This window comes from Pantoea endophytica (assembly GCF_002858935.1).
GTDB lineage: Bacteria > Pseudomonadota > Gammaproteobacteria > Enterobacterales > Enterobacteriaceae > Pantoea > Pantoea leporis.
The window spans coordinates 207,050-233,631 of the sequence record NZ_PJRT01000010.1 but is presented as its reverse complement, the minus strand read 5'-3'; the positions used below and the strand labels follow the sequence as shown (position 1 = coordinate 233,631).

Sequence of the window (26,582 nt, the reverse complement as noted above, 5' to 3'; positions counted from 1 at the left end):
CCTGGCGGCTTTAGCGCGGTGGTCCCACCTGACCCCATGCCGAACTCAGAAGTGAAACGCCGTAGCGCCGATGGTAGTGTGGGGCCTCCCCATGCGAGAGTAGGGAACTGCCAGGCATCAATTTAAGACCCGTTATCGGGTCGTGACCTTCCCCGTGACGCGGGAAGGGCGAAACACCTGAAATCAGAACGATTGTCTGATATCAGTACAGAATCGGTGGAGCGGTAGTTCAGTTGGTTAGAATACCTGCCTGTCACGCAGGGGGTCGCGGGTTCGAGCCCCGTCCGTTCCGCCACTTAATTGATAAGCCCTGACTGAAAAGTCAGGGCTTTTTCATATCTGCAATTTTTCCATTATTGTTGATAAAAAATCAAAATTCTTCTGCTTATAAACGGATTTTTCAGCAATAATAAACCTGCCAAAATAATTCCCATCGAAACATAACACTATACGATGAGGAAATCATGACAATCCCCGCCTTTGGTTTAGGTACTTTCCGCCTGCAAGATGACGTTGTAATCCATTCAGTTAAAACTGCGTTGGAACTTGGCTATCGCACAATTGATACTGCGCAAATCTATGAAAATGAAGCGGCTGTGGGCCAGGCGATCGCTGAGAATGGCGCAGCACGTGGCGACTTGTTTATTACCACTAAAATTTGGATCGACAATCTTTCGGCTGAAAAGTTGATTCCCAGCTTGAAAGAGAGCCTGGCAAAGCTGCGCACCGGTTATATCGATCTCACCTTAATCCACTGGCCTTCTCCCGGATCGGCGGTATCGGTGAAAGAGAGCATGTTGGCATTGATGGCAGCAAAAGAAGCAGGGCTGACGCGGCAGATTGGTATCTCAAACTTCCCAATTGCTTTGATGAAAGAGGCGATTGACGCGGTTGGCGTAGAAAATATAGCGACTAACCAGATTGAGCTGCATCCCTTTTTGCAGAATAGGCAGGTGGTTGATTTTGCTAAAAAGAATGGTCTTCACATCACTTCTTACATGACGTTGGCTTATGGAGAAGCGCTGAAGGATGAGGTAATTAATACCATTGCGCAGAAGCACAAAGCTACTCCGGCACAGGTTGTTTTGGCATGGGCGATGAAGTTAGGTTACGCGGTGATCCCGTCATCAACCAAACGTGAAAACCTGGCGAGCAACATGACAGCGGTTGATCTGCAGCTAGACGATCAAGATATGGCAAATATTGCCGCGCTGGATCGTCATCAGCGCTTAGTGAGTCCAGAAGGTCTGGCGCCAGACTGGGATTAATCACTGCATCCCTTTATCAGCCCTGCACTCGCCAGGGCTGAGCTTTAACCCATTCACTAAGAAAATCGATAAACGCCCTGACGCGTTGGCTAACTCCTAAGTCACTGTAATAGACTGCATTAAAAGGCATCTCAACTGGAATACGCTGTTCAGCAAGCAGTTCAATAAAAGTACCATCACCTATCTCTTTATCTACCATAAAATCTGATAAACACGCGATACCTTGGTCGCCTAGCACTAGCTGTTTGAGCGTTTCGCCGCTGTTAGATGACATTCCTGGCGTGATGTCATAAAGATCGCCACCTTCATCTGCGACAGGCCAGCGATTTAAGCGTGGCGTTTCAACGAAGCCAAGGCATTCATGCTGAGCCAAATCAGCTGTTGATGCAGGGACACCATATTTCGCCAGATAAGCCGGCGTTGCTACTAATTTGCGATAGCTTATAAAGAGCAAACGAGCGCGCAGTGTAGAATCCGTCAAATTGCCAGCGCGAATCGCCACATCGACTTTACGTTCGATGAGGTTAATAAAGCTCTCTGAGGAGATGAGCGATAGTGTGACATTGGGATAGCGCTCACGAAAGGGTTTAATCATCGGTAGCAACAGATGCAGAATCACGGGTGTAGCAGCATCAATACGCAGTACGCCCTGAGGCGCCAGCTGACGCTCAATCAACTCGCTCTCGGCGGTTGACATCTCCTGCATCAACTTTTGCACGCGGCGAAAGTAATGCTCGCCTTCATGAGTGAGCGCTAGCTGACGCGTAGTACGCGTTAAGAGCGCGACACCCAGCTTATTCTCCAGTTTTTTAACCGTACGACTCACCGCTGAATTGGCCATGTGCAACTGCTCTGCAGCGCGACTGAAGCTGCCGCTCTCCACTACAGCGATAAACACCTTAAGCTCATCTGACGATGCCTTCATTATCCCTCCAAAAGCAAAAGTCTGTTCGCACTTTGCATCTTTTTGTCATTAAAGCATGCGGCAACACTAATGCCCATCAAAACCTTAATGGGAGTTAATCATGCCAATTGCACTTTGGGCGCTGACGATCAGTGCCTGTGCGATCGGAACGACAGAATTTGTTATCGTCGTTCTGAGCCCAACCATCGCTGAACAACTCCGTATTACGCTGCCTGCCGCAGTGAGCGTGATTCTGCATTGTTGAACATTATGGATTGGCGCAAACCCCGTGGATCGGTACGGTGTATGTACCTGGCACGCTGCTGCTAGTGCGATTGAGTGGCCAACCCGATAAAACTCAGACTGCGATAGCGATGGAATAACCCGCACGAAAGCCTGCCAGCTGGCAGGCTTTTACATTGGTAAGCTGTGAGGCGAATTCCGACAATCAAGAACACCAATTGAAACCCCGCGCTAAAATCCCTATAACAGTCAGGTGAAGTGCGAGTCGTAAACCAGTTGGGCGGGAAAGTGCGGAAAAAAACTTATTCAATGCGTTATGTAGCAGGTCAGCCAGCAGAACGGATTTTTCCGCCGGGGGCAATGCTGCATCTTGGGCAGGCATTACCGCCTGGCGCACCTTTGCCAGCTGATCCCACACTGCGAGTTTTAGTCTGGAATATCTTCAAGCAACAGCGTGCAGACTGGATGTCTGTGCTCCAGGGTTTTGGCAAAGATGCCCACCTTGTTCTGCTGCAGGAGGCGCAGGCCACGCCTGAACTGGTCAAATTCGCCACCAGTAACTATCTTGCGGCCGATCAGGTGCCAGCCTTTGTCTTACCGCAACATCCTTCCGGCGTCATGACGTTGGCGTCTGCGCACCCTGTGTACTGTTGCCCACTAAGGGAACGTGAGCCGCTGCTGCGTTTGGCCAAATCTGCGCTGGTCACGGCGTATCCATTACCCACGGGCGAAATGCTGATGGTGGTGAATATCCACGCGGTCAATTTCAGTCTCGGTGTCGATGTCTACAGCAAACAGTTGGGGCCGATTGGCGAACAGATTCAACATCATCGCGGGCCGGTGATCATGGCGGGGGATTTTAACGCCTGGAGCCGCCAGCGCATGAATGCGCTGTATCGCTTTGCGCGGGAGATGTCTTTGCGTGAGGTGAACTTCACCGATGACCATCGCCGAAAAGCCTTTGGGCGCCCACTGGATTTCGTCTTCTACCGCGATATGAAGGTCAGTGAAGCTTCGGTACTGGTGACGCGCGCATCAGATCACAATCCGCTGCTGGTTGAGTTCAACTCTCTCTACGGTATCGAGCGTTAAGCTAATACGCTCGAACTCACGCCTCGCAACAGTTAATGTTCAGCTGAAATAATACAGGGAAGGGCGAGTCAGAGCCTGAACAGGCGATATGCAGAATTTAGCAGAAGCAGAAAATGAAAAAGGCTGACAAAAGTCAGCCTTTTCGGGGCATTAGGTATCAGGTGTTGCGCTATTATTCACAAACAGCGTGAGCTTGTCGCCCGGCTGAATGTCTTTAGCGTCACTGTTCCAGCGCATAACGTCTTTGGTGTTCACACCGTGGCGTTTAGCAATACTGGCAAAAGAATCACCCTTACGTACACGGTAGGTGATGCTGTTGCCGTTATCAGCCAATTGCGTGCTCGCTTTGCCGCTCACGGTCAGAGTCTGACCGGTACGAACTGAAGCGCTGCGCAGATTGTTCTGCTGTTTCAGTGCACTGACGCTTACGCCAAGCTTGTTGGCAATGCCAGACAAGGTGTCGCCTTTGCGTACCGTATAGCTGTTTTCTGCCGCACTGACTTTCGCCATCTCGGTAGGCTGCACGGAAGCGATATCACCGGAAGCCAGTGAATCGCGCAACTTAGCAACGTTGGACTTAGGCACCATAATGTAGTGCGGTCCATTTGGCGCAGTGGCACCGTTTTTATAACCGGCATTAAATGTCTTCAACTTGCTGAGAGACATTCCGGCCATATCGGCGGCCTGCGTCAGTTCAATCTGCTGTCCCACCTCTACGCGAGCTAAAGCACGGCTCTCGTTCGGGGTCGGCAGTTTGATACCGTAACGCTTGTTGTTCTTGAGAATCTCACTCAAGGCCAACATTTTAGGTACGTAAACCGTGGTCTCGCGGGGCAGCGATAAACTCCAGAAGTCAGTCGGCTTACCGCGCGCCTTATTCTGTTTCATCGCCTTCAGCACACGTCCTTCACCGCTGTTATAGGCGGCGATGGTCAGTAACCAGTCGCCGTCAAACATACCGTTCAGACGCTGCATCATATCCAGCGCTACTTTGGTCGAGGCCACCACATCGCGGCGTCCGTCGTACCATTGGTTCTGATTCAAACCATAGTTTTTGCCCGTTTGTGCAACAATCTGCCAGATGCCGGCGGCATTCGCAGAAGATGTTGCGTGTGGGTCAAAAGCGCTCTCCACTATGGGTAGCAGTACCAGTTCCATCGGCATTTTACGTTTCTGTATCTGCTCGACAATCCAGTACATGTACGGCTCTGCCCGTAATGTTACATCGTGGAGATAGCTCTTATTTTTTAAAAATTTTGTTTTTTGTTCGCGGATCCGGCTGTTTTCCGGAATCCCCATCTTCAACTCGTCACTAATGTGATTCCAGAGATCAGTATCTTCTGCGAGGCTTGTTCCATCATCCTGCCATCGCGGCGACAACAATCGATCTCCGTACTTTCCATTTTCACCTTGACCAGCTGAAGACAGACTCTGGGCATGCTGTACGGGGATATTGGCGTCATTCCTTGATGCCTGACATCCTACCAGCAAGACCGAGGCGAGTAAGATCGCTTTAGCCTTCATGTGTGTGTCAATAGTTCGCTTAAAAGACGAGCAACTATACGTGACGGTCCACCACAACACAACCTCAAATATCAAAAGCGGTCTTTCTTCTCGCGTAGATCGGCGAATATTTGCCATAACGCTGATGATGAGACATTAGTGCCTAAAGCCTGTTGTAAATCAGCCTCTTGCGTGCGTAAAAATAAATTTATTTCCCGCTCTAAGGCCAGTTTTGTTGGTAAAGTGATGCGGTTTTCTGCGCGTAAGTCCTTAATTTGCTGATACCTTGCCAAAATTTTAGGGTCATGGGGCAGAATAGCCGCAGCAAACTTCATATTGGATAAAGTGTACTCATGCGCGCAGCAAACGAGAGTATCTTCAGGGAGCTGATTAAGTTTTTGAAATGATTCGAACATTTGCTCTGCAGTGCCTTCAAATAAACGCCCGCAGCCGCCAGAAAACATCGTGTCACCACAGAAAAGATAAGGGGAGCTGAAATATGAGATATGTCCTAAAGTGTGACCGGGTGTTGCGATGACACGGAAATTCAGCCCAAGCAGGGTAAATTCATCACCTTCGGCCACAATACGCTTCGCCCCTTTATCTGCCGTTTCCTCTGGACCGAAAACCGCCAATTCGGGATAGTGCTGCAGCAGCTCATCCACACCGCCGACGTGATCGTGATGATGATGTGTCAGCAAAATCGCCACGGGTTGCCAATGATTGGCCCTGATTTTATCCAGCACCGGCTGTGCTTCGCCGGGATCGACTATCAAACACCTATTGTCATCGTCCGTTAGTGTCCAGATGTAGTTATCCTGCAATGCGGGAATGCTGGTAAGATTCATAAACACCTCTCAGGTCGTAGAAAAAGGAAAATGGTAGAGCATGAAGCCGGCTAAAACACGCCAAATCCTGACCGCACCGCGCTCCTGGCGCGATATGCCAATGGGAGACTATTTTCGCGACGCGCTCACTCAGCAACTGCAGCCTTATCTCGGCAAGCTGTATGGCTTTCATATGCTTAAAATTGGCAGCCTCAGCGCAGAAATCAACACCAGCCAGTGTGCCATATCGCATCAGGTGAATGTGGGCATTGAGGGCGATGAATTACAGGTTATTGCCAATAACACGCAATTACCCTTTGAATCTAAATCCGTAGATGCCTGTTTACTGGCGCATACGTTGGCGTGGAGTCAGGATCCGCACCGCGTACTGCGTGAAGTGGATCGGGTATTGATCGATGATGGCTGGATGATCATCAGCGGCTTCAACCCTTTCAGTTTATTAGGCATTAGCAAAGGCATTCCGGGTCTGCACTCGCGCGCGCCGTGGAGTGGTCGGATGTTCAGCCAGGTACGATTGCTCGACTGGCTGGGCCTGCTGAATTATGAGGTGGTTTACCGCACCCGTTTTCAGGTGGTGCCGTGGCATCGGCAGGGCGGCAGGGTGATCAGCGCGCATTTACCGGCGCTCGGTTGTTTGAACATTGTGGTGGCACGTAAACGTACGTTCCCGCTAACGCCCACCAAAATGAAGAAGAATCTGAGTCAAAGCCAGCTACGGCAAACGGTTAATGTCACGCGCCAGTTTCGTGAAGTGAAGGATCAGGATTCAACCTGATAACCGATATCATCCTGAGTGGGCTTTCCCGCCGCGCTGCGTGCCAGTTCGTCGCAGCGTTCGTTCTCCGGATGCCCCGCGTGGCCTTTTACCCATTCCCACTTAATTTCATGGTTGCTGAGCGCCACATCGAGGCGTTTCCATAGATCGACATTTTTTACCGGTTTTTTATCGGCGGTTTTCCAGCCGCGTTTCTTCCAGTTGTGGATCCAACTGGTGATACCCTGACGAACATATTGGCTGTCGGTGCTGATCACCACCTCACACGGCTGTTTTAACGCTTCGAGCGCCACGATAGCCGCCATCATTTCCATGCGATTGTTGGTGGTGAGGCGATAGCCTGTACTGAACTCTTTTTCATGCGCGCCATATCGTAAAATGGCGCCATAACCGCCGGGACCGGGATTGCCCAGGCAAGATCCATCGGTGAATATTTCTACCTGTTTACGCATCTCTGGTAGACTTCCTTCTGACAAAACGCCAAGTCTGACATAAAACGAGTCCTATGAGCACTGCAAATAACCGCCAGATCGTCCTCGATACTGAAACCACCGGCATGAACATGATCGGTGTGCATTATGAAGGACATCGCATCATTGAAATTGGTGCGGTTGAGGTGATCAACCGTCGCCTGACCGGCAACAACTTCCATATGTATCTGAAGCCCGATCGGCTGGTGGATCCGGAAGCGTTCGGCGTTCACGGTATCGCCGATGAATTCCTCGCTGATAAGCCGATATTTGCGGATATCGCCGACGAATTCCTTGATTACATCCGTGGCGCAGAGCTGGTGATCCATAACGCATCGTTCGATATCGGCTTTATGGATTATGAATTCGGCATGCTGAAGCGGGATATCGGCAAAACCGAAACCTTCTGCCAGATCACCGATAGCCTGGCGATGGCGCGTAAGATGTATCCCGGCAAGCGCAACAGCCTCGATGCATTGTGCAACCGTTATGAAATCGACAACAGCAAGCGTACGCTGCACGGCGCACTGCTCGATGCCGAGATTCTGGCCGAAGTATTCCTGATGATGACCGGCGGTCAAACCTCGCTGGCATTTTCTCTGGACGGCGAGCAGAACAATCAGGGCGGCGCGGAGAACATTCAGCGCATTGTGCGTCCGAGTTCAGGTCTGCGCGTGGTCAGCGCCAGCGATGAAGAGATTGCTGCGCACGAAGGTCGTCTGGATTTGGTGCAGAAGAAGGGTGGTAGCTGCTTGTGGCGCGTGTAAAACGGCTGATTTTGCGTGCAAAATCGACGTTAAGCTGAAAAAAACGTCAAACGAAACATTCCCACAGAAAAAGCGTTGACGGGTGTGAAAGCTGCTATTAATATGCGCCTCGTTCTCGACGGGGAACAAAGCGCGGAGCGGTAGTTCAGTTGGTTAGAATACCTGCCTGTCACGCAGGGGGTCGCGGGTTCGAGCCCCGTCCGTTCCGCCAATCTATTTAAAGAAGCCGATGCAGAAATGCATCGGCTTTTTGCTTTTTCTAAATGGTGTCGTTTCCCTCATCCCCCGCCTTCTCTCGCAAGCGGGCGAAGGATGGAATGAGGGCCAGCGCGCACGCAACTTAATCCTTCTGTACCGCCACCGTCGCGCGATACGCCGCCACCGACTCTTCGCGGTCAGCGCGCGCCAGCCAGCGATAGCAGCCCGCACCCAACGCCACGCCGATAAACCAGCTAAAGTTCGCCACCGCATGCAGTGAAGGAATAAAGCTGATCACCAGACAAATGCCCACCGACGGCAGCAGCGCGGCAATCGCTTTCGGGTTGAAGCCGCCGCGATACCAGTAACGTCCTTTCGGCGTGTCATCAAACAGGTCATCCACGTAGACTTTGCTGCGTTTAATCAGATAGAAATCGGCCACCAGGATGCCAAACAGCGGCCCAATAAACGAGCCCAGCACATCCAGCGTGTAGTGAATCAGTTCTGGCGACTGGAACAGGTTCCACGGCGTCAGTAACACTGAACCGACTGCGGCAATCATGCCACCGGTGCGGAAGCTGATTTTCTGCGGTGAGCAGTTCGAGAAGTCGAATGCCGGCGAAACAAAGTTCGCCACGATATTAATGCCGATGGTAGCGATAATCATGGTCAGCAGGCCAATCGCCACCGCCACGTCGTTACCCACCATGCTGACAGTTTCAATCGGATCGGTGATCATTCTGCCGAACAGCGATTGCGTACCGGAGACAATCACCACGGTGACAATCGAGAACAGCAGGAAGTTGAACGGTAAGCCCCAGCGGTTGCCGCGACGAATTTCGCCCATGCTTTTGCCGTAACGCGAGAAGTCACCAAAATTCAGCAGCGGACCGGAGAAGTAGGAGACCACCAGCGCGGTGGCGGTAATCATCTGCCAGGTTTGCTCGCCGGTGCTCAACTGCTTGCTGGCCAGCGTGAAGGAGATGCCGTCGAAACCGGTTTTGTATACAATCCAGCCCGCCAGCGCCACCATCACCACGTACACCGCCGGACCGGCGACATCAATAAAGCGTTTAATCGCGCTCATGCCGTGCCAGAACACCATCGCCTGCAGTAACCACATCACCCCGAAACAACACCAACCCAGCTGTGATAAGCCGAGCCAGCTGCTTTGCGTCATGCTGCTCAGGGTGGGGAAGAACTTCAGCAGCACCAGCATCAGCGCGTTAGCCGCCAGATAAGTCTGGATGCCGTACCACGCAAAAGCGATCAGCCCGCGAATAATCGCCGGGATGTTAGCGCCAAACACGCCAAACGCCTGACGCGAAATCACTGCGTACGGTACGCCCGCCATCAGGCTCGGTTTGGCCACCAGATTGGCGCACAGCTGCACAATGCAGATGCCCACTAACAAGCACAGCAGCACCTGCCAGCTCGCCAGCCCGAGGGTAAAGAAGCTGGCGGCCACCACGTAGCCGCCCATGCTGTGCACGTCCGACATCCAGAACGAAAAGATGTTGTACCACGACCAATTCTGATCGCGCGTTGGCGCCAGATCGTCATTACACAGACGTGGACTGTATTGTGCGTTGGCTTCAGAGGCCACCGCAGAGGTCACTTCAGTATGTTTTGGCATGAAACCTGCTCCTCTCTACATCATGGAAAAATAATCACAGCGTGAAACGGTATTGCAGGATCCAGGCCAGAAATGATTTCTTGTATACAAAAAAATAATTTCACGTATACGATGTGCAGCACACAGTCACTTACCGGAGCAGGTAATGAAGAGTGAAACAGGCCAGAAAACGGCTGCCGATCTGAACGATCGCGATGAACCTATCTATCAGGCGCTGCTTACCGCCATCGTTGAGCATCAACTGCCGCCGGGCAGTAAATTGCCGGAAGAAGCCTTATCGGATGTCTTCGGCGTGAGCCGCACCGGCATTCGTAAGGTGCTGCAACGCCTCGCCGCGGTGCAAATGATCACTTTGTCGCCCAGGCGTGGTGCACAGGTGGCGACGCCGGGCGTGGATGAAGCCCGCGACATCTTCGCCACCCGCAGTTTATTAGAGTGCGCCAATCTGCCGGCGGTGCTGAGCCACGTGCAGGCACCGCACTTAGCGGCACTCGGCGTGCTGATTGAAGAAGAGCAGCAGGCACATGATCAGCATGATGGTGCCGCGGCGATTCGTCTCTCCGCCGCGTTCCATATTCAGCTGCAGGCGATCTCCGGTAACGCAGTGCTCACCGATATGGTGACGCGCCTGACGCAGCGTTCGTCGCTGGTGATTGCCGCTTACGGTGCACCGTGGCAGCGCGGCTGCCGATGCGATCATCACGATCGGCTGGTGGATCTGCTGCGGCAAAAAGATCTGCCGGGGTTGACGGCGGCGCTGCAGCATCACTTCGAACACATTGTTGCCAGCCTGCACTTTGAGCGCAGCGGCGAAACCTTGCCTGATTTCACCCGGTTATTTGCCGGTAACAAAGGAGCGGCATCATGAGCCTGATTCAGGTCATCAATCCCAACACCAGCTTAGCGATGACGGAAACCATGGGTACTGCCGCGCGCGCCGTCGCCGCGCCGGGCACCGAGATTCTGGCGGTGTGCCCGACTCACGGCGTCGAGTCGATTGAAGGTCATTTTGATGAGGCCATCGCGGCGATTGGTGTGCTGGAGCAGGTGAAACGCGGCAAAGAGCAGGGCGTGAGCGGCCATATCATTGCCTGCTTCGGCGATCCGGGATTGCTGGCGGCGCGTGAACTGGCAAGCGGCCCGGTAATTGGCATTGCGGAAGCGGCCATGCACACCGCCACGCTGGTGGCGACGCGCTTTTCGATTGTCACCACCTTGCCGCGCACGCTGGTGATTGCGCGCCATCTGCTGCAGCAATATGGCTTCACACACCATTGTGCCGCGCTGCACGCCATCGATCTGCCGGTGCTGGCGCTGGAAGACGGCAGCGGCGTGGCGCAGGAGAAAGTGCGTCAGCGCTGCATGCAGGCCAAACGCGAAGATGGCAGCGGCGCGATTGTGCTGGGCTGTGGCGGTATGGCTACGCTGGCGCAGGATCTCACCAAAGAACTGGGCATGCCGGTAATCGACGGGGTCAGCGCTGCGGTAAAAATGGTGGAGTCGCTGGTGGCGCTAGGCTTTGGTACCAGCAAGCATGGCGATCTCGATTATCCACGCGAAAAACCGCTCAGCGGAGCCTTTCAGCACCTAAACTAACCACTGGTTGAGCGACAGGAACTTACAGAATGAATGATGTATCTGGAAAGAAAGAGTACAGCTTCAACAAAAACTATCCCCGCGATCTGATCGGCTACGCTGGCAACCCGCCGCATGCGCAGTGGCCGGGCAAAGCGCGCGTCGCGGTGCAGTTTGTCCTTAATTACGAAGAGGGCGCCGAGAACAACGTGTTGCATGGCGACGCCGGTTCCGAGCAGTTTCTTTCCGATATCATTGGCGCGGCCAGCTACGCCGATCGCCATATGTCGATGGATTCGCTGTATGAATACGGCTCGCGCGCCGGTTTCTGGCGCATCCACAATGAGTTTCAAAAGCGCGGTTTGCCGCTAACGGTGTTTGGCGTGGCGATGGCGCTGGCGCGTCATCCGGACATCGTTGTGGCGATCAAAGCGGCGGATTACGACGTAGTGAGCCACGGCTGGCGCTGGATTCACTATCAGGCGATGGATGCCAAAACCGAGCGCCAGCACATGCAGCAGGCGGTGGACGTGTTAACCGACCTGTTTGGCAAAGCGCCAACCGGCTGGTACACCGGCCGCGACAGCCCAAACACCCGACGCTTGGTGGTCGAGCAGGGCGGCTTTAGCTATGACAGCGACTATTACGGCGACGATTTACCGTTCTGGACGCAGGTCACCTGTCAGGACGGCACGGTTAAACCGCATCTGGTCATCCCTTACACGCTGGAGTGCAACGATATGCGCTTCGCCTCGCCGCAGGGCTTCAACACGGCGGAGCAGTTCTTTACCTATTTGCGCGACACCTTTGATGTGCTGTACGAAGAGGGCGAAACGGCACCGAAGATGATGTCGATTGGCATGCACTGTCGTTTATTGGGACGTCCGGGGAAATTCCGTGGCTTGCAGCGCTTCCTTGATCACATTCAGCAGCATGAGGATGTGTGGGTGTGTACGCGGCAGCAAATCGCCGATCACTGGATCGCGACGCATCCGGCACCGAGCGCTTAGCCCCTCATCCCAACCTTCTCCCGCCAGCGGGAGAAGGAGCCGCTCCGGCCCCGGTTTAACAAATCACTCCACCTAATTATTCCCTCGCCCGCATGCAATAGCCCAATCATTCCCACTCCCGCATGCGGTAGCCCAATCATTCCCTCTCCCGCGTGCGGGAGAGGGTTAGGGTGAGGGGAAAAACAACTCAACTCATCAAACTCACCTGCGCCGCGACAATCCGCCAGCCGCACGGTAATCGCACCCACGTCTGCTGCTGGCGTCCGATCTTCTCTACGCCTTCACGCGTAAACTCCGTACTGCACACCGCATAGTCATCGCCAAAAGTGGTGATCACCGTATTACGTAACTCGCGATCCAACCCTTTCGACGGACGCGCCGCGCGAAAAGCGCGGATCTCATCAATGCCATACAAATTCTCACCCGCGCCCAAACGCACGGTGCGTTTGTCGTGCCAGAACAGCTCATCCAACACCTCCACATCATTGCCGATCAGCGCTTGCTCATAGCGGTAAAAGGCGGCGGTGACTTCGGCGAGAATTGCCGGGCGATCGATATGTTCAGGTGTCATCTTCAGGCATCCATTAATGTGGTTTGTGGCAGCGTCAGCCCTTGCTGTTGCAGCGCCCAGGCGGCGCGCAGTGCCAGATGTTCTTTAAACGGCGCAGCGATCAGCTGCAAGCCTATCGGCAAGCCGCTGGCGGTTTGCAGCGGCACGGTACAGACCGGTAAGCCGAGGAACGAAATCGGCTGGGTTAGCATGCCCATGCTGGCGCGCGTCGGCAAATGCTGGCCGTTGATATGAATGGTTTCCTGGCCGATGGTGGTGGCGGTGCAGGGCGTGGCGGGCGCAATCAGCACGTCAAACTGCTCAAACAGCGGCAGCACCTGCTGCTGGAAGTGGCGGCGGAAACGCTGGGCCTGCACGTACCACGCCGAAGGCAGCATTGCACCGGCCAGCAGGCGCTCACGCGAGTTGGGCTCGAACTGCTCCGGCTGCGTGCGCAGCATCGGCAAGTAGTGATTGCCGCCTTCTGCGGCGGTCATGATAAAGGCCGCCGAGCGTGCGATCTCCGCATTCGGCAAGGTCACTTCGTCGATTGCCTGCAGCGCTTTAGCTGCCACCGCCACGGCGGCACGCGCTTCATCGCTGCACCAGGTTGAGAAGAACCCGCCGAGTACCGCGCTGCGCATGCCTTCTGCGCCCTTGCTGAGCCCTGCGCTAGCTGGCGAGACGGGCTGCGCGGCCTGGAAGGCATCGCTGGCATCGGCACCTTGCAAGGTGTCGTACACCAGGCTCAAATCTTCAACCGAACGGGCAAACGGGCCGATGTGATCGAGGCTGGCGACAAACGGATGGCTGCCGCTGCGCGACAGGCGGCCAAAGGTCGGCTTCAGGCCAAAGATACCGCACAGTGAAGCGGGCACGCGGATCGAGCCGTTAGTGTCGGTACCGAGCGAGAAGTGCACCAAACCCGCAGCCACCGCCGCCGCTGAACCGCCGGACGATCCGCCCGCCACGCGGGTTAAATCGCGCGGGTTGCGCGTTGCGCCGTAATGGGTGTTTTCCGTGGTAAAACCATAAGCATAGGCATCCATATTCAGCATGCCGGAGAGCAGCGCGCCAGACTGGCGCAGTTTGCTCACCGCCCACGCATCCTCGCGCGCCGCCGCGCGTGCGCTGAACAGGCTGGCACCGGCTAAGGTGCTGTGTCCGGCGACATCAAACAGGTTTTTCACCGCGTAAGGAATGCCGGCTAACGGCGGCAAGGCTTCACCGCGCTGGCGCTGCAGATCGATCTGATCGGCTTCGCGCAGCATGCGCTGGCTGGTGACTTCGGTCCAGGCGTTGATCGCCTTATGCTGTTCAATCGCCGCCAGCGTGTTTTGCGCGATATCGCGGGCGCTGATCTCGCCCTGACTCAGCGCCTGTTGCAGGGCGTTAATCGATAATGACGACAGTTTCATGGATGAAACACTCCCGCCACTTCCAGACGATCGTCGAGCGGCAGCGCCATCAGCGGCTCGGCCATGGCGGCGATGCGGTTGAACTGCGTCAGCAGCTCGGCGCGGCGCGCATCATCCAGCTCCAGCGCCAGAATCTGCTCCATTTGGGCAATATAGGTGGCCCAATCCGGTTGTGAACTCATCAATAATCTCCGTTAGAAACCGGCGGCGCTGCCGTTGCTGCGCGGATCGAACGCGCCTTCCAGCATGCCGTTGTTGTGTCTGACGATCGCGCCCGCATGGCCGACCACTTCACTGAAATCGGGTAGCAGTTCAACCTCATGGCCGAGCGCACGCAGCTGCTGCACCGTTTCCGGTGCGATGCGCGCTTCGAGCTTGAGCGAATCGGATGATTGTCCCCACGTACGACCCAGCAGCCAGCGCGGCGCGCTCACCGCCTGCTGTAGCGGATGTCCCTGAATCACGTGACGGGTGAAAATCGCCGCCTGGGTTTGCGGTTGGCCGTCGCCGCCCATCGAACCGTATACCATGGTGCGGCCATCTTTGAGACGCGCGGCGGCGGGATTGAGGGTGTGGAACGGCTGTTTGCCCGGCTGCAGCGCCAGCAGATGATCGGGTTGCAGGCTGAAGGCGGCACCCCGGTTTTGCCAGGTGATGCCGGTGCCGGGCAGCACCACGCCACTGCCGAATTCGTGATAAACGCTCTGGATAAACGAAACCGCCAATCCGCTGCTGTCCATCACGCCCATCCACACGGTATCGCCCGGCCCGCGCCCGGTGCCCCACGCAGCGGCTTGTTGATCGTCCACCTGCGCCGCCAGCGTGCTGAGGTGTTCCTCATCCAGCAGACGCTGCACATCAATGTCGATGTGGCGCGGATCGGTGATGTGCTTGTCACGCAGCGCAAAGGCTTTTTTAGTGGCTTCGACGATGCGGTGCACGGTTTGCGCTTCATCGGCGTCAGCCATATTCAGCCGATCGGTAATGCCGAGGATCGCCAGCGACACCAAACCCTGCGTTGGCGGCGTCATGTTCCAGATATCGCCTTCACTGTGTGCCAGGTGCAGCGGCGTGCAGCGCCGGGCTTGATGCGTCTGCAAATCCTCCAGCGTGATCGGCATCCCCAGCGCAGTCATTTCGCGCGCCAGATGGTGCGCCAGTTCACCGCGATAGAAACTTTCCAGACCGTGATCGCACAGCATGCTCAGCGTATTCGCCAGCGCCGGCTGGGTGAAGCGACTGCCGGCAAGCGGTACGCTGCCGTCCGGTAAAAAGGTGGCGGCAAAACCAGGTTGATGCTGCAACTCGTGCTGTTTGGCGGCGGTGGCGGCGGCTTGCGAGGCGGTGACCGGAATGCCGTCGGCGGCATAGCGAATTGCATCGCGCAGCAGGCGGGTTAACGGCAGCGGCGTCGCGCCAAGTTCCTGCGCCAGCGTTAACGCTTCCTGCCAGCCGCTGACGGTACCCGCCACGGTTAAGGCGGCTTTGGGGCCGCGATGCGGAATCTGCGTTTCGCCATGGTAGAAATCAAGATGTGCCAGCGAACCGGCTGCGCCGCTGGCGTCAATGGCGATGGGATCGCCGTTTGGCGTCACCACCAGCCAGAAGCCGTCGCCGCCCAAACCGTTCATGTGCGGGTAAACCACGGCGATGGTGGCAGCGGCGGCCACCATCGCTTCCAGCGCATTGCCGCCTTCGCGCAGCACCGCTAACGCGCTTTCGCTGGCGAGATGGTGCGGCGTAACGGCCATGCCTAACGGCGCCATGTTGCTCTGTATCATAAAGAACTCTTTTTCTGGGTACGTGGTTAATGGGAAGCAAGAGCTGTTCCAGTTTTGAACGGACATCAATCTGGATCGATTTATGCTAGCTTGTGATGAAACGAAAGTTACAGGACCGATGATGAAACAACTTGATGAACGCCTTCGTAGTCACTATCCGCAACTGTCGCCGCAGGAGCAGCGCATTGCCGACTTCGTGTTTGACCATTTTGATGACCTGATCAGCTATAACAGCGCCGAGCTGGCGCGGCTGAGCGGTGTGTCGAAGGCCACGGTCAGCCGTTTATTCAAGCGTCTCGGTTACGAGAAATATAAGGACATGCGCGACGAGCTGCGCATCCTGCGCCAGAGCGGCATGCCGCTCACCGACAACCGCGATGCGGTGCAGGGCAACACCTTGCTGTCGCGCCACTATAAGCAGGAGATGGCCAACCTGACGCAGTGGGTCAACAGCATCGATCCACAGCAGTTTGGCGAGGTGATTAGCGCGCTGGGCGCGGCAAAACGGGTATTTATCATCGGCATGCGTAACGCCTATCCGGTGGCGCTGCACCTGCGTCAGCAACTGATGCAGGCGCGTCCGCAGGTGCATGTGCTGCCGCAGCCGGGCCAGACGTTGGGCGAAGAGCTGGTGGATATCACGCCCGACGATATCGTGGTGGTGATGGCGTTTCGCCGCCGTCCACGCATCATTCGCCCGCTGATGCAGCAGCTGCAGCAGAGCAACATTCCGGTGCTGGCGCTGTGTGAGCCGCAGGCGCAGGGCATTATCACGCTGGCGCGCTGGCAGCTTTGCGCGCCGCTCGACAGCGTTTCCGCTTTTGATAGCTACGCCTCCGCCATGAGTCTGATTAACCTGCTGGCGAATGCGTTGCTGCATGAAATGTTGTCGCAGGGCCGTCAGCGCATCCATCAAATTGCCGATCTTTATCAGCATCTCGACGAGCTGGAACACCGTTAACGGGCGCCATTATGGTGCATTGCACTAATTTTGATCGTTAATTCCAACGGGCGCGATGCCCGTTTTTGCTGCCTTCAACGCGGTAAATCCCCGTTTTTTCCCCTTTCTTCTCCCGGCACTGCGGTTGGCACATTAGTTGCAGAATGATTCATCAAGAATCTTTTGTTTCACGTAAACTCACCGGGGTGCATAATGAAAAAAGTATTATTAGCGGTAGCGGGCGCGGCATTGCTGATGGCGCAGATCGGGAGTGCGATGGCCGATCAGCTGCAGGATATCCAAAAGCGCGGCGTGATCCGCGTAGCGGTTCCGCAGGACTTCCCGCCGTTCGGTTCTGTAGGTACAGACCTGCAACCGCAGGGCTACGATATCGACATGGCGAAGTATCTCGCCAAACAGATGAAACTGAAGTTGCAGCTGGTGCCCGTTTCCAGTGCCAACCGCGTGCCGTATCTGCAGACCGATAAAGTCGATCTGGTGATCTCCAGTATGGGTAAAAACGCCGAGCGTGAAAAAGTGATCGATTTCACCCGCGCTTACGCGCCGTTCTTCCTCGGCGTATTTGGTCCGAAAGGCGAAACGCTGAAAGATGCGGCAGCGCTGAGCGGCAAATCGATCGGCGTCACGCGCGGTGCAGTGGAAGATATGGTGTTAAGCGATATCGCCCCGAAAGAGGCGCAGGTGAAGCGTTATGAAGATAACAACACCACGCTGTCGGCCTACCTTTCCGGACAAGTGCAGTACGTTGCGACGGGCAACCTGGTAGTGGCGGCGATTGCGCGCCAGAACGCCGAAAAAGCGCCGGTTGCCCAGTTTATGCTGAAAGATTCACCGTGCTACATCGGCCTGAAAAAAGATGAGCCAGCGCTGAAAGAGAAAGTGAATGCGCTGATTGAGCAGGGAATCAAAGACGGCACGCTGAACAAGCTGTCGGAAGAGTGGCTGAAAGCGCCGCTGCCAGCGAACCTCGGCGCATAAAGTATGGCGCAACTTAACTTCGCCGATCTCTGGCCGCACTGGCCAGAGTTGCTGGCCGGACTGTGGGTCACGATTCAGATCACCGTGCTCGCCACCGTGGGCGGTGTCAGCCTCGGTATTCTCGGCGCGGCGCTGCGCAGCGGCAAACCGAGCTGGGCGAGCCGCATCTGGGGCCTGTACGTCGAGCTGATTCGTAATACGCCGTTTGTGGTCCAGCTGTTTTTCATCGTCTTTGGGTTGCCCAATCTGGGTCTGAAACTGACGGCGGGTGAAGCCGCGCTGCTGGCGATGTTGATTAACCTTGGCGCGTACAGCACCGAAATTATTCGCGCCGGCATTCAGGTGACGCCGCGCGGGCAGTGGGAAGCGGGGCGCGTGCTGGGATTGACCCGCACGCAAACTTTTATCCGCGTGGTGCTGCCGCCGTCACTGCAGCGTATTTATCCGGCGCTGGTCAGCCAATGCATCATTGTGATGCTCGGCTCGTCGGTGGTGTCGCAGGTGTCGTACGAAGAGTTGACCTTCGCCGCCAACCTGATTCAGTCGCGCACCTTTTTGAGTTTTGAAGTCTATTTCGTGACCACGCTGATCTATCTGGCGTTGTCGATTGCCATGCGCCAACTGCTGCTGGCGCTGGGACGTAAATGGTTGGGAGCGCAGCCGGCATGATGACGCAATTTACCGACTGGGACATCCTGCGCAACCTGCTGCTGGCAGCGCGCTGGACAATTTTACTTTCGCTGGTGGCGTTTTTTGGCGGCACGCTGGTGACCTTGCCGCTGCTGTTTATGCGCCTGCTGAAACGTAAATGGCCGATGCGCCTGGTGCGCGCCTACACCGAGCTGTTTCAGGGCACGCCGCTGCTGATGCAGCTGTTCCTCGCCTTCTTCGGCGTCGGCTTGTTCGGCATCGATGTCGCGCCCTGGACCGCCGCCTCGCTGGCCTTAACGCTCTACACCAGCGCGTTTCTGGTGGATATCTGGTACGGCAGTATTCGCGCCCTGCCAAAAGGGCAGTGGGAAGCGTCGCGCTGTCTCGGCCTGACCTTTGGTCAAACGCTGTTTCGCGTGGTCGCGCCGCAGGCGATTCGCATTGCCATCGCGCCTACGGTTGGGTTTGCCGTGCAGGTGATTAAAGGCACCGCGCTGGCCTCGATTATCGGTTTCGTCGAGCTGACCAAAGCCGGCACCATTTTGAATAACGTGACGTATGAGCCGTTCAAGGTGTTTGGCCTGGTAGCGCTCGGTTACTTCCTGATGTGTTATCCGCTGTCGCGTTACAGCCAGTACCTGGAGAAAAAATTCAATGCCGCTCATCACCATTAATCAGGTACAGAAGTACTACGGCGATAACCACGTCTTGAAAGGTGTCGATCTCGATGTCGATCACGGTGAAGTGATCTCGATTATCGGCCGCAGCGGATCGGGTAAAAGTACCCTGCTGCGCTGCATGAACGGGCTGGAAGGTTATCAGGAAGGCAGCATCAAACTCGGCGGTATGACAATTACCGACCGCGAATCGCAGGCGCGTGAAATTAGCCGTTCGGTCGGCATGGTGTTCCAGAACTTCAATCTGTTCCCGCACATGACGGCGCTGGAAAACGTGATGCTGGCGCCGCGCCGTGTGCTGAAGAAAAGTGAAGCCGAATGCCGTGCGCTGGCAACGCAGATGCTGGAGAAAGTCGGCCTCGGTGAGCGCATCAATTACTATCCGGCCAATTTGTCGGGCGGTCAGCAGCAGCGCGTGGCGATTGCCCGTGCGCTGGCGATGCAGCCCAAAGTTTTACTCTGTGATGAGATCACCTCCGCGCTCGATCCCGAGCTGGTGGGCGAAGTGCTGAAAGTGCTGGAGCAGCTGGCCGCCGAAGGCATGACGTTGATTCTTGTCACCCATGAAATGAACTTCGCCCGCGACGTGGGCGATCGCGTGGTCTTTATGCATCAGGGGCGCGTCTGGGAGCAGGGCGACAGCAAAACGCTGTTCGCCAATCCGCAAACCGCGGAGCTGAAGCAGTTTATCTCTACCGTGCGCCTCTAAGCTTTCTTTAAGGAATACAACATGGATATCAGCCAATTTTCGCAAATCAATCCGCCACAGCGTCTGTTGATGGGACCGGGCCCGATCAATGCCGATCCGCGCGTGCTGCGCGCCATGTCGAGCCAGCTGATCGGCCAGTACGATCCGGCGATGACGCACTACATGAACGAAGTGATGGCGCTGTACCGTGGCGTATTCCGCACTGAAAACCGCTGGACGATGCTGATCGACGGCACGTCACGCGCCGGTATCGAAGCGATCCTGCTGTCGGCGATCCGTCCGGGCGACAAAGTGCTGGTGCCGGTGTTTGGCCGTTTCGGTCATCTGCTGTGTGAAATTGCCCGCCGCTGCCGCGCGGAAGTGCACACCATTGAAGTGCCGTGGGGTGAAGTGTTTACGCCGGATCAGATCGAAGACGCGATCAAAAAAGTGCAGCCGCGCCTGCTGCTGACGGTGCAGGGCGATACGTCCACCACCATGCTGCAGCCGCTGGAAGCGCTGGGCGCGATTTGCCAGAAATATGGCGTGCTGTTCTACACCGATGCCACCGCGTCGCTCGGCGGTAACGCGCTGGAAACCGATGCGTGGGGCCTGGATGCGGTCTCAGCCGGGATGCAGAAGTGCCTTGGCGGTCCATCCGGTACGTCGCCAATCACGCTGAGCCCGCAGATGGAAGCGGTGATCCGCAAGCGCAAGTGCGTGGAAGAGGGCATCCGCACCGCCGATCATCAGGATGGCGACGACGAGATGATCTACTCCAACTATTTCGATCTCGGCATGATCATGGATTACTGGGGCCCGGAGCGCCTCAATCACCACACCGAAGCCACCACCGCGCTGTTTGGCGCGCGTGAATGTGCGCGTCTGATAATGGAAGAGGGGTTAGATAACGGCATCGCGCGCCACAAGCTGCACGGCGATGCGCTGCTGAATGGCATTCAGGGCATGGGCCTCGAAACCTTTGGCGATTTAAAACACAAAATGAATAACGTGCTCGGCGTGGTGATCCCGCAGGGCGTGAATGGCGATCAGGTGCGCAAGCTGGTGCTGGAAGATTTCGGTATCGAAATCGGCACTTCGTTTGGTCCGCTGCACGGCAAAGTGTGGCGCATCGGAACCATGGGCTACAACGCGCGTAAAGATTGCGTGATGCAAACCCTGAGCGCGCTGGAAGCGGTGCTGAATCATGTTGGCTTCCGCACCACGCAAGGCGCGGGGATGCAGGCGGCGTGGGATCTTTACGGGAGCCGCGCATGAATAAAAGCCTGATGACCGCCAGCGAGGCGCAGATCGCCGCCGCTCGCGTCATGGCGCGCTGTGATGCGCTGGCTGAGATCAGCGAAAGCGAAGATGGCCTGACGCGCGTTTATCTGTCGCCGGAGCAGCTGCGTGCCAACGCGCGCGTTGGCGAATGGATGCAGGCTGCGGGCATGACGACGTGGCAGGACGCGGTGGGCAACATTTGCGGTCGCTACGAAGCGGCGCAGGCGGGCGCGCAGGCGCTGCTGCTCGGTTCGCACCTGGATACGGTGCGCAATGCCGGTCGCTACGACGGCATGCTCGGCGTGTTAAGCGCCATTGAAACCGTGCAGTGGCTGCACGATCGGCAGCAGCGTTTGCCGCTGGCGATTGAGATTGTCGGCTTCGGCGACGAAGAGGGCACGCGCTTCGGCATTACGCTGCTCGGCAGCCGTGGTATTACCGGCAGCTGGCCGGAAAGCTGGGTGACGCACCCGGATGGCAACGGCATCACCGTGGCGGAAGCGATGCAGGATGTCGGTTTCGATGCGGCGAAGATTCACGACGCGGCGCGTCAGGTCAATGACATCGCCGCCTATCTGGAACTGCATATCGAGCAAGGTCCGTGTCTTGAGCAGGAAGATTTGGCGCTTGGCGTGGTCACGGCGATCAACGGCGCGCGTCGTCTGAACTGCAGTTTTATCGGTGAAGCGGGTCACGCGGGCACTGTGCCGATGACGCATCGCAAAGATGCGCTGGCCGCTGCCGCTGAATGGATGGTGTTTATTGAGCACACCACGCAAGAGCACGATCCGCAGCTGGTGGCGACCGTCGGCACGCTGAGCTGCTTGCCGGGCGCGGTCAACGTGATCCCCGGTGAAGTTCAGCTGTCGCTCGACGTGCGCGGTCCGCAGGATGAGCCGCTGGAGCGTTTACTCTCCACGCTGCTCACCCAGGCGCAGGCGATTGCGCTGCGTCGCGGCTTAACCTTCAGCGCCAACGAGTATTACCACATTGCCGCTACCGCCTGTGATGCGCGGTTGCAGCAGGCGCTGAGCCACGCGGTAGAAACCGTGCAAGGGCGCAGCCTGTCGCTGCCGAGCGGCGCGGGACATGATGCAATTGCTATCGCCGAGCGCTGGCCGGTGGGCATGCTGTTTGTGCGCAACCATCGCGGCATCAGCCATCATCCGGCGGAATCGGTACAAACCGCTGATGTGGCGCTGGGCGTGCAGGCGTATCTGCAAGCGGTTTGCGATATTGCGCGCGCTAAGGAATAAAGATGGATTTGGTCAACTTTAATCAGCTTTCACCTCAAGCTGCGCAGGCGGCGATTGCGCACTGCTTGGCGATTCCCGCCTGGCAGCAGGCGCTGGTGGCGGCGCGACCTTTTGCCGACGTTGCGGCTTTACAGGCCGAAGCCGATCGTTTGGCGCAGTTGTGGCAAGCCGCTGATCTTGAGCAGGCGCTGAGTGCCCATCCACGCATTGGCGACAACGTGGCGGGCGCGGACAAAGAGGCCACGCTGTCGCGCAGTGAGCAGTCGGCGATGCAGCAGGCGGACGGCGCGTTGCAATTGGCGATGCTGGCGGGCAATCAAACCTATGAGCAGCGCTTTGGCCGGGTGTTTCTGATTCGTGCCAAGGGGCGCAGCGGCGAAGAGATGCTGGCAGAATTGCAGCGTCGGCTTAACAATGATGCAGCGAGTGAACAGCGTGAAGCGCTGGCGCAGCTGCGTGAAATTACCCTGTTGCGGCTAAAGGAGAGCATCACATGAGCACCATTACGACGCATATTCTCGATACCGCGCTGGGCAAACCGGCGATTGGCGTGGCGGTTTCGCTCGAGCAAAATAGCCCGGAAGGCTGGCTGCCGCTGGTGGAAGGCAATACCGACAGCGACGGACGCATTAAAGACCTGACGCCCGAACCGCTGGCGCCAGGTCATTACCGTTTGACGGCGGAAATTGGCGACTACTTTGCTGCCGAAGGGCGCGATGCGCTCTACGTGAGTGCGCAGATTGATTTCGTGATTGGCGCCACAGGCAGCCATTATCATCTGCCGTTTCTCATCTCGCCGTGGTCGTGGTCGACTTATCGCGGCAGCTGATAATGTGCGCCACTTCACGCGCTGCGCTTGAAAGCCAGTAACTATCAAAACCTTCGGTTCATCCAAATATATTCCTGGCGAAAGTGCGGCTAATCTTAGTCGCATATTAGAAAGCAATATGAAGCCAATGGAGCCGATAAACATGAGCACGCACGACAATAACGATAATGCAGCAGCCGCAGGCAAGTGCCCCTTTCATCACGGGGCGTCTGAAGAGAAGAGTGTTCTGGCGCGCGGCGCCGGTGGCGGGACATCCAACCGCGACTGGTGGCCTAATATGTTACGCGTCGATCTGTTAAACCAGCACTCCAACCGTTCCAACCCGCTTAGTGACACCTTCAACTACCGCGACGAATTCAGCAAACTGGATTACTCCGCGTTAAAAGCCGATATCCGCGCACTTCTCACCGATTCGCAATCCTGGTGGCCAGCCGACTGGGGCAGCTATATTGGGCTGTTCATTCGCATGGCGTGGCACAGCGCGGGTACTTATCGCACCATCGATGGTCGTGGCGGTTCAGGTCGCGGTCAGCAGCGTTTTGCGCCGCTGAACTCATGGCCGGATAACGTCAGCCTCGATAAAGCGCGTCGCCTGTTGTGGCCGGTAAAACAGAAATATGGTCAAAAAATTTCCTGGGCCGATCTCTACATCCTGGCGGGTAACGTCTCGCTGGAAAACGCCGGCTTCCGCACCTTCGGCTTTGGTGCCGGTCGTGAAGACGTGTGGGAACCGGATATGGATGTGGATTGGGGCCACGAAACCGAATGGCTGGCGCATCGCCATCCAGAAACGCTGGCCAATGCACCGCTGGGCGCTACCGAAATGGGCCTGATCTACGTCAACCCGGAAGGCCCGGAAGCCAGCGGCGATCCAAAATCAGCGGCGCCGGCGATTCGTGCAACCTTCGGCAACATGGGCATGAACGATGAAGAGATCGTGGCGCTGATTGCTGGCGGTCATACTTTGGGTAAAACCCACGGCGCGGCAGAAGCCAGCCATGTTGGCGTTGATCCTGAAGAGTCACCGATTGAAGCGCAGGGCCTTGGCTGGACCAGCAGCTATGGCAGCGGCGTGGGTAAAGATGCCATTACTTCAGGTCTGGAAGTGGTGTGGACGCAAACTCCCACGCAGTGGAGCAACTACTTCTTCGAGAACCTGTTCAAATACGAATGGGTACAGACACGCAGCCCAGCGGGCGCCATCCAGTTTGAAGCGGTTGATGCCGAAGCAATTATCCCGGATCCGTTTGATCCGGAGAAAAAACGTAAACCGACCATGCTGGTAACCGATCTGACGCTGCGTTTCGATGAAGAGTTCGGCAAGATTTCGCGCCGCTTCCTCAACGATCCACAGGCGTTCAACGAAGCCTTTGCCCGCGCCTGGTTCAAACTGACGCATCGCGATATGGGACCAAAAGCGCGTTACATCGGTCCGGAAGTGCCGAAGGAAGATCTGCTGTGGCAGGATCCGTTACCGCAGGCGATTCATCAGCCAACGCCGGCTGATATCAGCGAGATTAAAGCGCGCATTGCGGCTTCAGGTCTGAGCGTCAGCCAGCTGGTTTCAGTGGCCTGGGCTTCAGCCTCCACCTTCCGTGGCGGTGACAAACGTGGCGGTGCCAACGGTGCGCGTCTGGCGTTAGCGCCGCAGAAAGATTGGGCGGTGAATGCCAGCGTAATCAATGATGTGCTGCCAATCCTGCAAAAGATTCAGCAGGAATCAGGCAAAGCATCGTTGGCCGATGTCATTGTACTGGCAGGTAGCGTAGGTATCGAACTGGCCGCTTCAGCCGCTGGCGTGGCAACGCAAGTGCCGTTTACGCCGGGCCGTGTGGATGCGCGTCAGGATCAAACCGACGTTGAGTCGTTCAACTTCCTGCAGCCGCTGGCCGATGGTTTCCGTAACTATCGCCGCAGCGCCAAAGGTTCTTCAACCGAAACGCTGCTGCTGGATAAAGCCCAACAGCTGACGCTGAGCGCGCCAGAATTGACGGTATTGCTCGGTGGCCTGCGCGTATTGGGCACCAACTTCGACGGCGGCCAGCACGGCGTATTTACCGATCGCGTTGGTGTGCTGAGCAATGATTTCTTTGTTAATCTGCTCGACATGCGTACCGCGTGGAAAGCCACCGATGAGAGCGAAGAGCTGTTTGAAGGTCGCGATCGTCTGAGCGGCGAAGTGAAGTTCACTGCGACACGTGCCGACTTAGTGTTTGGATCGAACGCTATCTTGCGCGCGCTGGCCGAGGTTTACGCCAGCAGCGATGCGAAGCAGAAGTTCGTGACCGACTTCGTTGCCGCATGGACAAAAGTGATGAATCTGGATCGCTTCGAGCTGTAAGCTTAAAAAGCCGCAGCGGATTTCTCTGCTGCGGCTTCCTCTTTTAATCTTCGCGAAACGCTTCGAAAGGCAGGTTAAAACGTTTAGCCAGCGCGGCTTTGTGTTTGTCTGTCAACGAACGTTCTCCTTTCAAAATTCGGTTTACATAAGAACGCTGACCAATTTCATTCACGAAGGATGACTGGTTGAGATTATGTTGATCCATCAACACCCGCATTAACGCGACACCGCCAGGTAATGCAGTGACACGCGCGTTGAACGCGGCAAACTCCGGCGCACTATCTTCATATTTCGCCACTTTATCGGTGAGCATTTCAATCAGCGGATGATCAGGTTGATGTTCAATCAGATACTCCACCAGTTCTAACGCCTGCTCATAATCAGCTTTCGCGTTACTTCCGCCCAGCAGCGGGACGGCTTTAATCAGATTGTTGCTGGCCTGGATGGCTTCGGCGATCATTCTTTGTTCTCCCGATAATGCTTTACCCATTTGTCATACTCGGCATGCGTTACAACGTGTTTAATGAAGATTCGTTGGGCTATAAAATCAGCAAAAAACATCACTCTGAGATTATTTCCACCCACGTTAATCACCCACCATTTCGCCCGGTATTTCATTCGGTCAAGACTTGGAAAAAAGGCTCTGAGCGCATCTGGATCGGCAAAATCGTTGCCATTTAAAGTTCGATAAGTTGCATCCAATGCTGCTGCATCATTTGGAAAACTCCGTGTCGCTTCTGTAAACACTTTCCTTGAGATAACGTGCATCATTCCCTCGACATGTTCCAACATGGAAACATGGTAGCGCAACAATGCCATGTTTCCAAGCAGGAAACAAAATTTTAGAGGGTTTTTAAGAGAGGGGAAAATGTGCCGCGC

The 26,582-nt window shown here is 56.1% G+C and carries 27 protein-coding genes, 2 tRNA genes, 1 rRNA gene and 2 pseudogenes; 21 read left to right on the top strand and 11 right to left on the bottom strand.

The annotated features are described in order from the left end of the window. From rrf to dkgB, 3 genes are all read left to right on the top strand, one after another. Nucleotides 1-116, top strand: a 5S ribosomal RNA gene (gene rrf / locus PZBJ_RS11240). Between the two features lie 102 nt (nucleotides 117-218). After that, nucleotides 219-295 (top strand) — tRNA-Asp (locus tag PZBJ_RS11235). Nucleotides 296-464: 169 nt separating this feature from the next. After that, the gene (gene dkgB, locus PZBJ_RS11230; RefSeq protein ID WP_101762556.1) at nucleotides 465-1,268 is read left to right on the top strand and encodes a 2,5-didehydrogluconate reductase DkgB; all 804 of its coding nucleotides are present in this window, start codon (nucleotides 465-467) and stop codon (nucleotides 1,266-1,268) included. Nucleotides 1,269-1,284: 16 nt separating this feature from the next. Here dkgB and yafC read toward each other — a convergent pair whose 3' ends face one another. Next, nucleotides 1,285-2,193, bottom strand: coding sequence for a DNA-binding transcriptional regulator YafC (gene yafC, locus PZBJ_RS11225; protein ID WP_101762555.1), 909 nt, complete (start codon nucleotides 2,191-2,193; stop codon nucleotides 1,285-1,287). Nucleotides 2,194-2,293: 100 nt separating this feature from the next. Between yafC and PZBJ_RS11220 the strand changes: the two are divergent. Together PZBJ_RS11220 and PZBJ_RS11210 are read left to right on the top strand one after the other, a co-directional pair. Next, nucleotides 2,294-2,413: pseudogene (locus PZBJ_RS11220) on the top strand (MFS transporter); the annotation flags it as partial. A 290-nt stretch (nucleotides 2,414-2,703) separates the two neighbouring features. Then, nucleotides 2,704-3,507, top strand: coding sequence for an endonuclease/exonuclease/phosphatase family protein (locus PZBJ_RS11210; protein WP_008105211.1), 804 nt, complete (start codon nucleotides 2,704-2,706; stop codon nucleotides 3,505-3,507). 150 nt (nucleotides 3,508-3,657) lie between these two features. Here PZBJ_RS11210 and mltD read toward each other — a convergent pair whose 3' ends face one another. Next, complete coding sequence (mltD, locus tag PZBJ_RS11205) at nucleotides 3,658-5,031, bottom strand: murein transglycosylase D (RefSeq protein ID WP_101762554.1); 1,374 nt, start codon at nucleotides 5,029-5,031, stop codon at nucleotides 3,658-3,660. A 71-nt stretch (nucleotides 5,032-5,102) separates the two neighbouring features. Further along, nucleotides 5,103-5,858, bottom strand: a complete 756-nt coding sequence (gene gloB / locus PZBJ_RS11200; RefSeq protein ID WP_101762553.1) for a hydroxyacylglutathione hydrolase — start codon at nucleotides 5,856-5,858, stop codon at nucleotides 5,103-5,105. A gap of 40 nt (nucleotides 5,859-5,898) precedes the next feature. Between gloB and PZBJ_RS11195 the strand changes: the two genes are divergently transcribed. Then, nucleotides 5,899-6,633 carry a class I SAM-dependent methyltransferase gene (locus PZBJ_RS11195; RefSeq protein WP_061723590.1) on the top strand — a complete coding sequence of 245 codons (735 nt, stop codon included), beginning with the start codon at nucleotides 5,899-5,901 and terminating at the stop codon, nucleotides 6,631-6,633. Here PZBJ_RS11195 and rnhA read toward each other — a convergent pair. Continuing rightward, nucleotides 6,618-7,185, bottom strand: a pseudogene (gene rnhA, locus PZBJ_RS11190) (ribonuclease HI). The gene PZBJ_RS11195 and the pseudogene rnhA sit on opposite strands and share 16 nt — an antisense overlap. Here rnhA and dnaQ point away from each other — a divergent pair. After that, nucleotides 7,139-7,870, top strand: coding sequence for a DNA polymerase III subunit epsilon (gene dnaQ / locus PZBJ_RS11185; RefSeq protein ID WP_101762551.1), 732 nt, complete (start codon nucleotides 7,139-7,141; stop codon nucleotides 7,868-7,870). The pseudogene rnhA and the gene dnaQ sit on opposite strands and share 47 nt — an antisense overlap. Nucleotides 7,871-8,004: 134 nt before the next feature. Then, nucleotides 8,005-8,081, top strand: a tRNA-Asp gene (locus PZBJ_RS11180). A 129-nt stretch (nucleotides 8,082-8,210) separates the two neighbouring features. Here PZBJ_RS11180 and PZBJ_RS11175 read toward each other — a convergent pair. After that, nucleotides 8,211-9,704, bottom strand: a complete 1,494-nt coding sequence (locus PZBJ_RS11175; protein WP_101762550.1) for an NCS1 family nucleobase:cation symporter-1 — start codon at nucleotides 9,702-9,704, stop codon at nucleotides 8,211-8,213. A gap of 145 nt (nucleotides 9,705-9,849) precedes the next feature. Here PZBJ_RS11175 and PZBJ_RS11170 point away from each other — a divergent pair, with 145 nt between their 5' ends. From PZBJ_RS11170 to puuE, 3 genes are read left to right on the top strand one after another with little or no spacing between them, the layout of a single operon-like run. Further along, the gene (locus PZBJ_RS11170; protein ID WP_101762549.1) at nucleotides 9,850-10,572 is read left to right on the top strand and encodes a GntR family transcriptional regulator; all 723 of its coding nucleotides are present in this window, start codon (nucleotides 9,850-9,852) and stop codon (nucleotides 10,570-10,572) included. Beyond that, a complete protein-coding gene (hpxA, locus tag PZBJ_RS11165) occupies nucleotides 10,569-11,300 on the top strand; it encodes an allantoin racemase (RefSeq protein WP_101762548.1) in 732 nt (243 codons plus the stop codon). Before PZBJ_RS11170 ends, hpxA begins: the two co-directional genes overlap by 4 nt. A gap of 29 nt (nucleotides 11,301-11,329) precedes the next feature. Beyond that, nucleotides 11,330-12,289 (top strand): allantoinase PuuE, encoded by a 960-nt coding sequence (puuE, locus tag PZBJ_RS11160; RefSeq protein ID WP_101762547.1) that lies wholly within the window; start codon nucleotides 11,330-11,332, stop codon nucleotides 12,287-12,289. Nucleotides 12,290-12,476: 187 nt separating this feature from the next. Here puuE and hpxZ read toward each other — a convergent pair whose 3' ends face one another. Genes hpxZ through PZBJ_RS11140 form a run of 4 tightly spaced genes read right to left on the bottom strand, consistent with a single transcriptional unit; the run spans nucleotide 12,477 to nucleotide 16,038 of the window. Further along, a complete protein-coding gene (hpxZ, locus tag PZBJ_RS11155; protein ID WP_101762546.1) occupies nucleotides 12,477-12,860 on the bottom strand; it encodes an oxalurate catabolism protein HpxZ in 384 nt (127 codons plus the stop codon). 2 nt (nucleotides 12,861-12,862) lie between these two features. Then, complete coding sequence (locus PZBJ_RS11150; RefSeq protein WP_101762545.1) at nucleotides 12,863-14,257, bottom strand: AtzE family amidohydrolase; 1,395 nt, start codon at nucleotides 14,255-14,257, stop codon at nucleotides 12,863-12,865. Continuing rightward, nucleotides 14,254-14,439: an oxalurate catabolism protein HpxX gene (hpxX, locus tag PZBJ_RS11145; RefSeq protein ID WP_061723592.1), complete on the bottom strand. Its 186-nt coding sequence runs from the start codon at nucleotides 14,437-14,439 to the stop codon at nucleotides 14,254-14,256. The genes PZBJ_RS11150 and hpxX overlap by 4 nt, the downstream gene beginning before the upstream one ends. 12 nt (nucleotides 14,440-14,451) lie before the next feature. Continuing rightward, nucleotides 14,452-16,038, bottom strand: coding sequence for a gamma-glutamyltransferase family protein (locus tag PZBJ_RS11140; protein ID WP_101762544.1), 1,587 nt, complete (start codon nucleotides 16,036-16,038; stop codon nucleotides 14,452-14,454). Between the two features lie 121 nt (nucleotides 16,039-16,159). Here PZBJ_RS11140 and hpxU point away from each other — a divergent pair, with 121 nt between their 5' ends. From hpxU to katG, 10 genes are all read left to right on the top strand, one after another. Then, complete coding sequence (gene hpxU, locus PZBJ_RS11135; RefSeq protein ID WP_101762543.1) at nucleotides 16,160-16,999, top strand: MurR/RpiR family transcriptional regulator HpxU; 840 nt, start codon at nucleotides 16,160-16,162, stop codon at nucleotides 16,997-16,999. 192 nt (nucleotides 17,000-17,191) lie between these two features. Next, nucleotides 17,192-17,977 (top strand): transporter substrate-binding domain-containing protein, encoded by a 786-nt coding sequence (locus PZBJ_RS11130; RefSeq protein ID WP_101762542.1) that lies wholly within the window; start codon nucleotides 17,192-17,194, stop codon nucleotides 17,975-17,977. Nucleotides 17,978-17,980: 3 nt separating this feature from the next. Then, nucleotides 17,981-18,646: an amino acid ABC transporter permease gene (locus PZBJ_RS11125; protein WP_061717544.1), complete on the top strand. Its 666-nt coding sequence runs from the start codon at nucleotides 17,981-17,983 to the stop codon at nucleotides 18,644-18,646. Beyond that, nucleotides 18,646-19,302, top strand: coding sequence for an amino acid ABC transporter permease (locus PZBJ_RS11120; protein WP_097097590.1), 657 nt, complete (start codon nucleotides 18,646-18,648; stop codon nucleotides 19,300-19,302). The genes PZBJ_RS11125 and PZBJ_RS11120 overlap by 1 nt, the downstream gene beginning before the upstream one ends. Further along, on the top strand, nucleotides 19,283-20,014 hold the full coding sequence (locus tag PZBJ_RS11115; RefSeq protein ID WP_101762541.1) for an amino acid ABC transporter ATP-binding protein: 732 nt from the start codon (nucleotides 19,283-19,285) through the stop codon (nucleotides 20,012-20,014). The genes PZBJ_RS11120 and PZBJ_RS11115 overlap by 20 nt, the downstream gene beginning before the upstream one ends. Nucleotides 20,015-20,035: 21 nt before the next feature. Then, complete coding sequence (locus PZBJ_RS11110; RefSeq protein ID WP_101762540.1) at nucleotides 20,036-21,271, top strand: pyridoxal-phosphate-dependent aminotransferase family protein; 1,236 nt, start codon at nucleotides 20,036-20,038, stop codon at nucleotides 21,269-21,271. Then, nucleotides 21,268-22,533, top strand: a complete 1,266-nt coding sequence (hpxK, locus tag PZBJ_RS11105; protein WP_101762539.1) for an allantoate amidohydrolase — start codon at nucleotides 21,268-21,270, stop codon at nucleotides 22,531-22,533. Before PZBJ_RS11110 ends, hpxK begins: the two co-directional genes overlap by 4 nt. Nucleotides 22,534-22,535: 2 nt before the next feature. After that, nucleotides 22,536-23,030, top strand: coding sequence for a 2-oxo-4-hydroxy-4-carboxy-5-ureidoimidazoline decarboxylase (uraD, locus tag PZBJ_RS11100; protein WP_101762538.1), 495 nt, complete (start codon nucleotides 22,536-22,538; stop codon nucleotides 23,028-23,030). Beyond that, entirely contained in the window at nucleotides 23,027-23,362 is a 336-nt protein-coding gene (uraH, locus tag PZBJ_RS11095; RefSeq protein WP_101762537.1) for a hydroxyisourate hydrolase, read from the top strand. Before uraD ends, uraH begins: the two co-directional genes overlap by 4 nt. Nucleotides 23,363-23,504: 142 nt before the next feature. Beyond that, a complete protein-coding gene (gene katG, locus PZBJ_RS11090) occupies nucleotides 23,505-25,703 on the top strand; it encodes a catalase/peroxidase HPI (protein WP_101762536.1) in 2,199 nt (732 codons plus the stop codon). A gap of 43 nt (nucleotides 25,704-25,746) precedes the next feature. Here the strand turns inward: katG and PZBJ_RS11085 are convergent, their stop codons facing one another. Together PZBJ_RS11085 and PZBJ_RS11080 are read right to left on the bottom strand one after the other, a co-directional pair. Further along, nucleotides 25,747-26,163, bottom strand: coding sequence for a helix-turn-helix domain-containing protein (locus PZBJ_RS11085; RefSeq protein WP_101762535.1), 417 nt, complete (start codon nucleotides 26,161-26,163; stop codon nucleotides 25,747-25,749). Further along, on the bottom strand, nucleotides 26,160-26,471 hold the full coding sequence (locus tag PZBJ_RS11080) for a type II toxin-antitoxin system HigB family toxin (RefSeq protein WP_101762563.1): 312 nt from the start codon (nucleotides 26,469-26,471) through the stop codon (nucleotides 26,160-26,162). Before PZBJ_RS11080 ends, PZBJ_RS11085 begins: the two co-directional genes overlap by 4 nt. Nucleotides 26,472-26,582 lie beyond the last annotated feature (111 nt).

Coding starts and splice junctions, on each gene's coding strand:
- dkgB (WP_101762556.1), top strand. CDS start 465: ATGACAATCCCCGCCTTTGGTTTAGGTACTTTCCGCCTGCAAGATGAC.
- yafC (WP_101762555.1), bottom strand. CDS start 2,193: ATGAAGGCATCGTCAGATGAGCTTAAGGTGTTTATCGCTGTAGTGGAG.
- mltD (WP_101762554.1), bottom strand. CDS start 5,031: ATGAAGGCTAAAGCGATCTTACTCGCCTCGGTCTTGCTGGTAGGATGT.
- gloB (WP_101762553.1), bottom strand. CDS start 5,858: ATGAATCTTACCAGCATTCCCGCATTGCAGGATAACTACATCTGGACA.
- PZBJ_RS11195 (WP_061723590.1), top strand. CDS start 5,899: ATGAAGCCGGCTAAAACACGCCAAATCCTGACCGCACCGCGCTCCTGG.
- dnaQ (WP_101762551.1), top strand. CDS start 7,139: ATGAGCACTGCAAATAACCGCCAGATCGTCCTCGATACTGAAACCACC.
- PZBJ_RS11175 (WP_101762550.1), bottom strand. CDS start 9,704: ATGCCAAAACATACTGAAGTGACCTCTGCGGTGGCCTCTGAAGCCAAC.
- PZBJ_RS11170 (WP_101762549.1), top strand. CDS start 9,850: ATGAAGAGTGAAACAGGCCAGAAAACGGCTGCCGATCTGAACGATCGC.
- hpxA (WP_101762548.1), top strand. CDS start 10,569: ATGAGCCTGATTCAGGTCATCAATCCCAACACCAGCTTAGCGATGACG.
- puuE (WP_101762547.1), top strand. CDS start 11,330: ATGAATGATGTATCTGGAAAGAAAGAGTACAGCTTCAACAAAAACTAT.
- hpxZ (WP_101762546.1), bottom strand. CDS start 12,860: ATGACACCTGAACATATCGATCGCCCGGCAATTCTCGCCGAAGTCACC.
- PZBJ_RS11150 (WP_101762545.1), bottom strand. CDS start 14,257: ATGAAACTGTCGTCATTATCGATTAACGCCCTGCAACAGGCGCTGAGT.
- hpxX (WP_061723592.1), bottom strand. CDS start 14,439: ATGAGTTCACAACCGGATTGGGCCACCTATATTGCCCAAATGGAGCAG.
- PZBJ_RS11140 (WP_101762544.1), bottom strand. CDS start 16,038: ATGATACAGAGCAACATGGCGCCGTTAGGCATGGCCGTTACGCCGCAC.
- hpxU (WP_101762543.1), top strand. CDS start 16,160: ATGAAACAACTTGATGAACGCCTTCGTAGTCACTATCCGCAACTGTCG.
- PZBJ_RS11130 (WP_101762542.1), top strand. CDS start 17,192: ATGAAAAAAGTATTATTAGCGGTAGCGGGCGCGGCATTGCTGATGGCG.
- PZBJ_RS11125 (WP_061717544.1), top strand. CDS start 17,981: ATGGCGCAACTTAACTTCGCCGATCTCTGGCCGCACTGGCCAGAGTTG.
- PZBJ_RS11120 (WP_097097590.1), top strand. CDS start 18,646: ATGACGCAATTTACCGACTGGGACATCCTGCGCAACCTGCTGCTGGCA.
- PZBJ_RS11115 (WP_101762541.1), top strand. CDS start 19,283: ATGCCGCTCATCACCATTAATCAGGTACAGAAGTACTACGGCGATAAC.
- PZBJ_RS11110 (WP_101762540.1), top strand. CDS start 20,036: ATGGATATCAGCCAATTTTCGCAAATCAATCCGCCACAGCGTCTGTTG.
- hpxK (WP_101762539.1), top strand. CDS start 21,268: ATGAATAAAAGCCTGATGACCGCCAGCGAGGCGCAGATCGCCGCCGCT.
- uraD (WP_101762538.1), top strand. CDS start 22,536: ATGGATTTGGTCAACTTTAATCAGCTTTCACCTCAAGCTGCGCAGGCG.
- uraH (WP_101762537.1), top strand. CDS start 23,027: ATGAGCACCATTACGACGCATATTCTCGATACCGCGCTGGGCAAACCG.
- katG (WP_101762536.1), top strand. CDS start 23,505: ATGAGCACGCACGACAATAACGATAATGCAGCAGCCGCAGGCAAGTGC.
- PZBJ_RS11085 (WP_101762535.1), bottom strand. CDS start 26,163: ATGATCGCCGAAGCCATCCAGGCCAGCAACAATCTGATTAAAGCCGTC.
- PZBJ_RS11080 (WP_101762563.1), bottom strand. CDS start 26,471: ATGCACGTTATCTCAAGGAAAGTGTTTACAGAAGCGACACGGAGTTTT.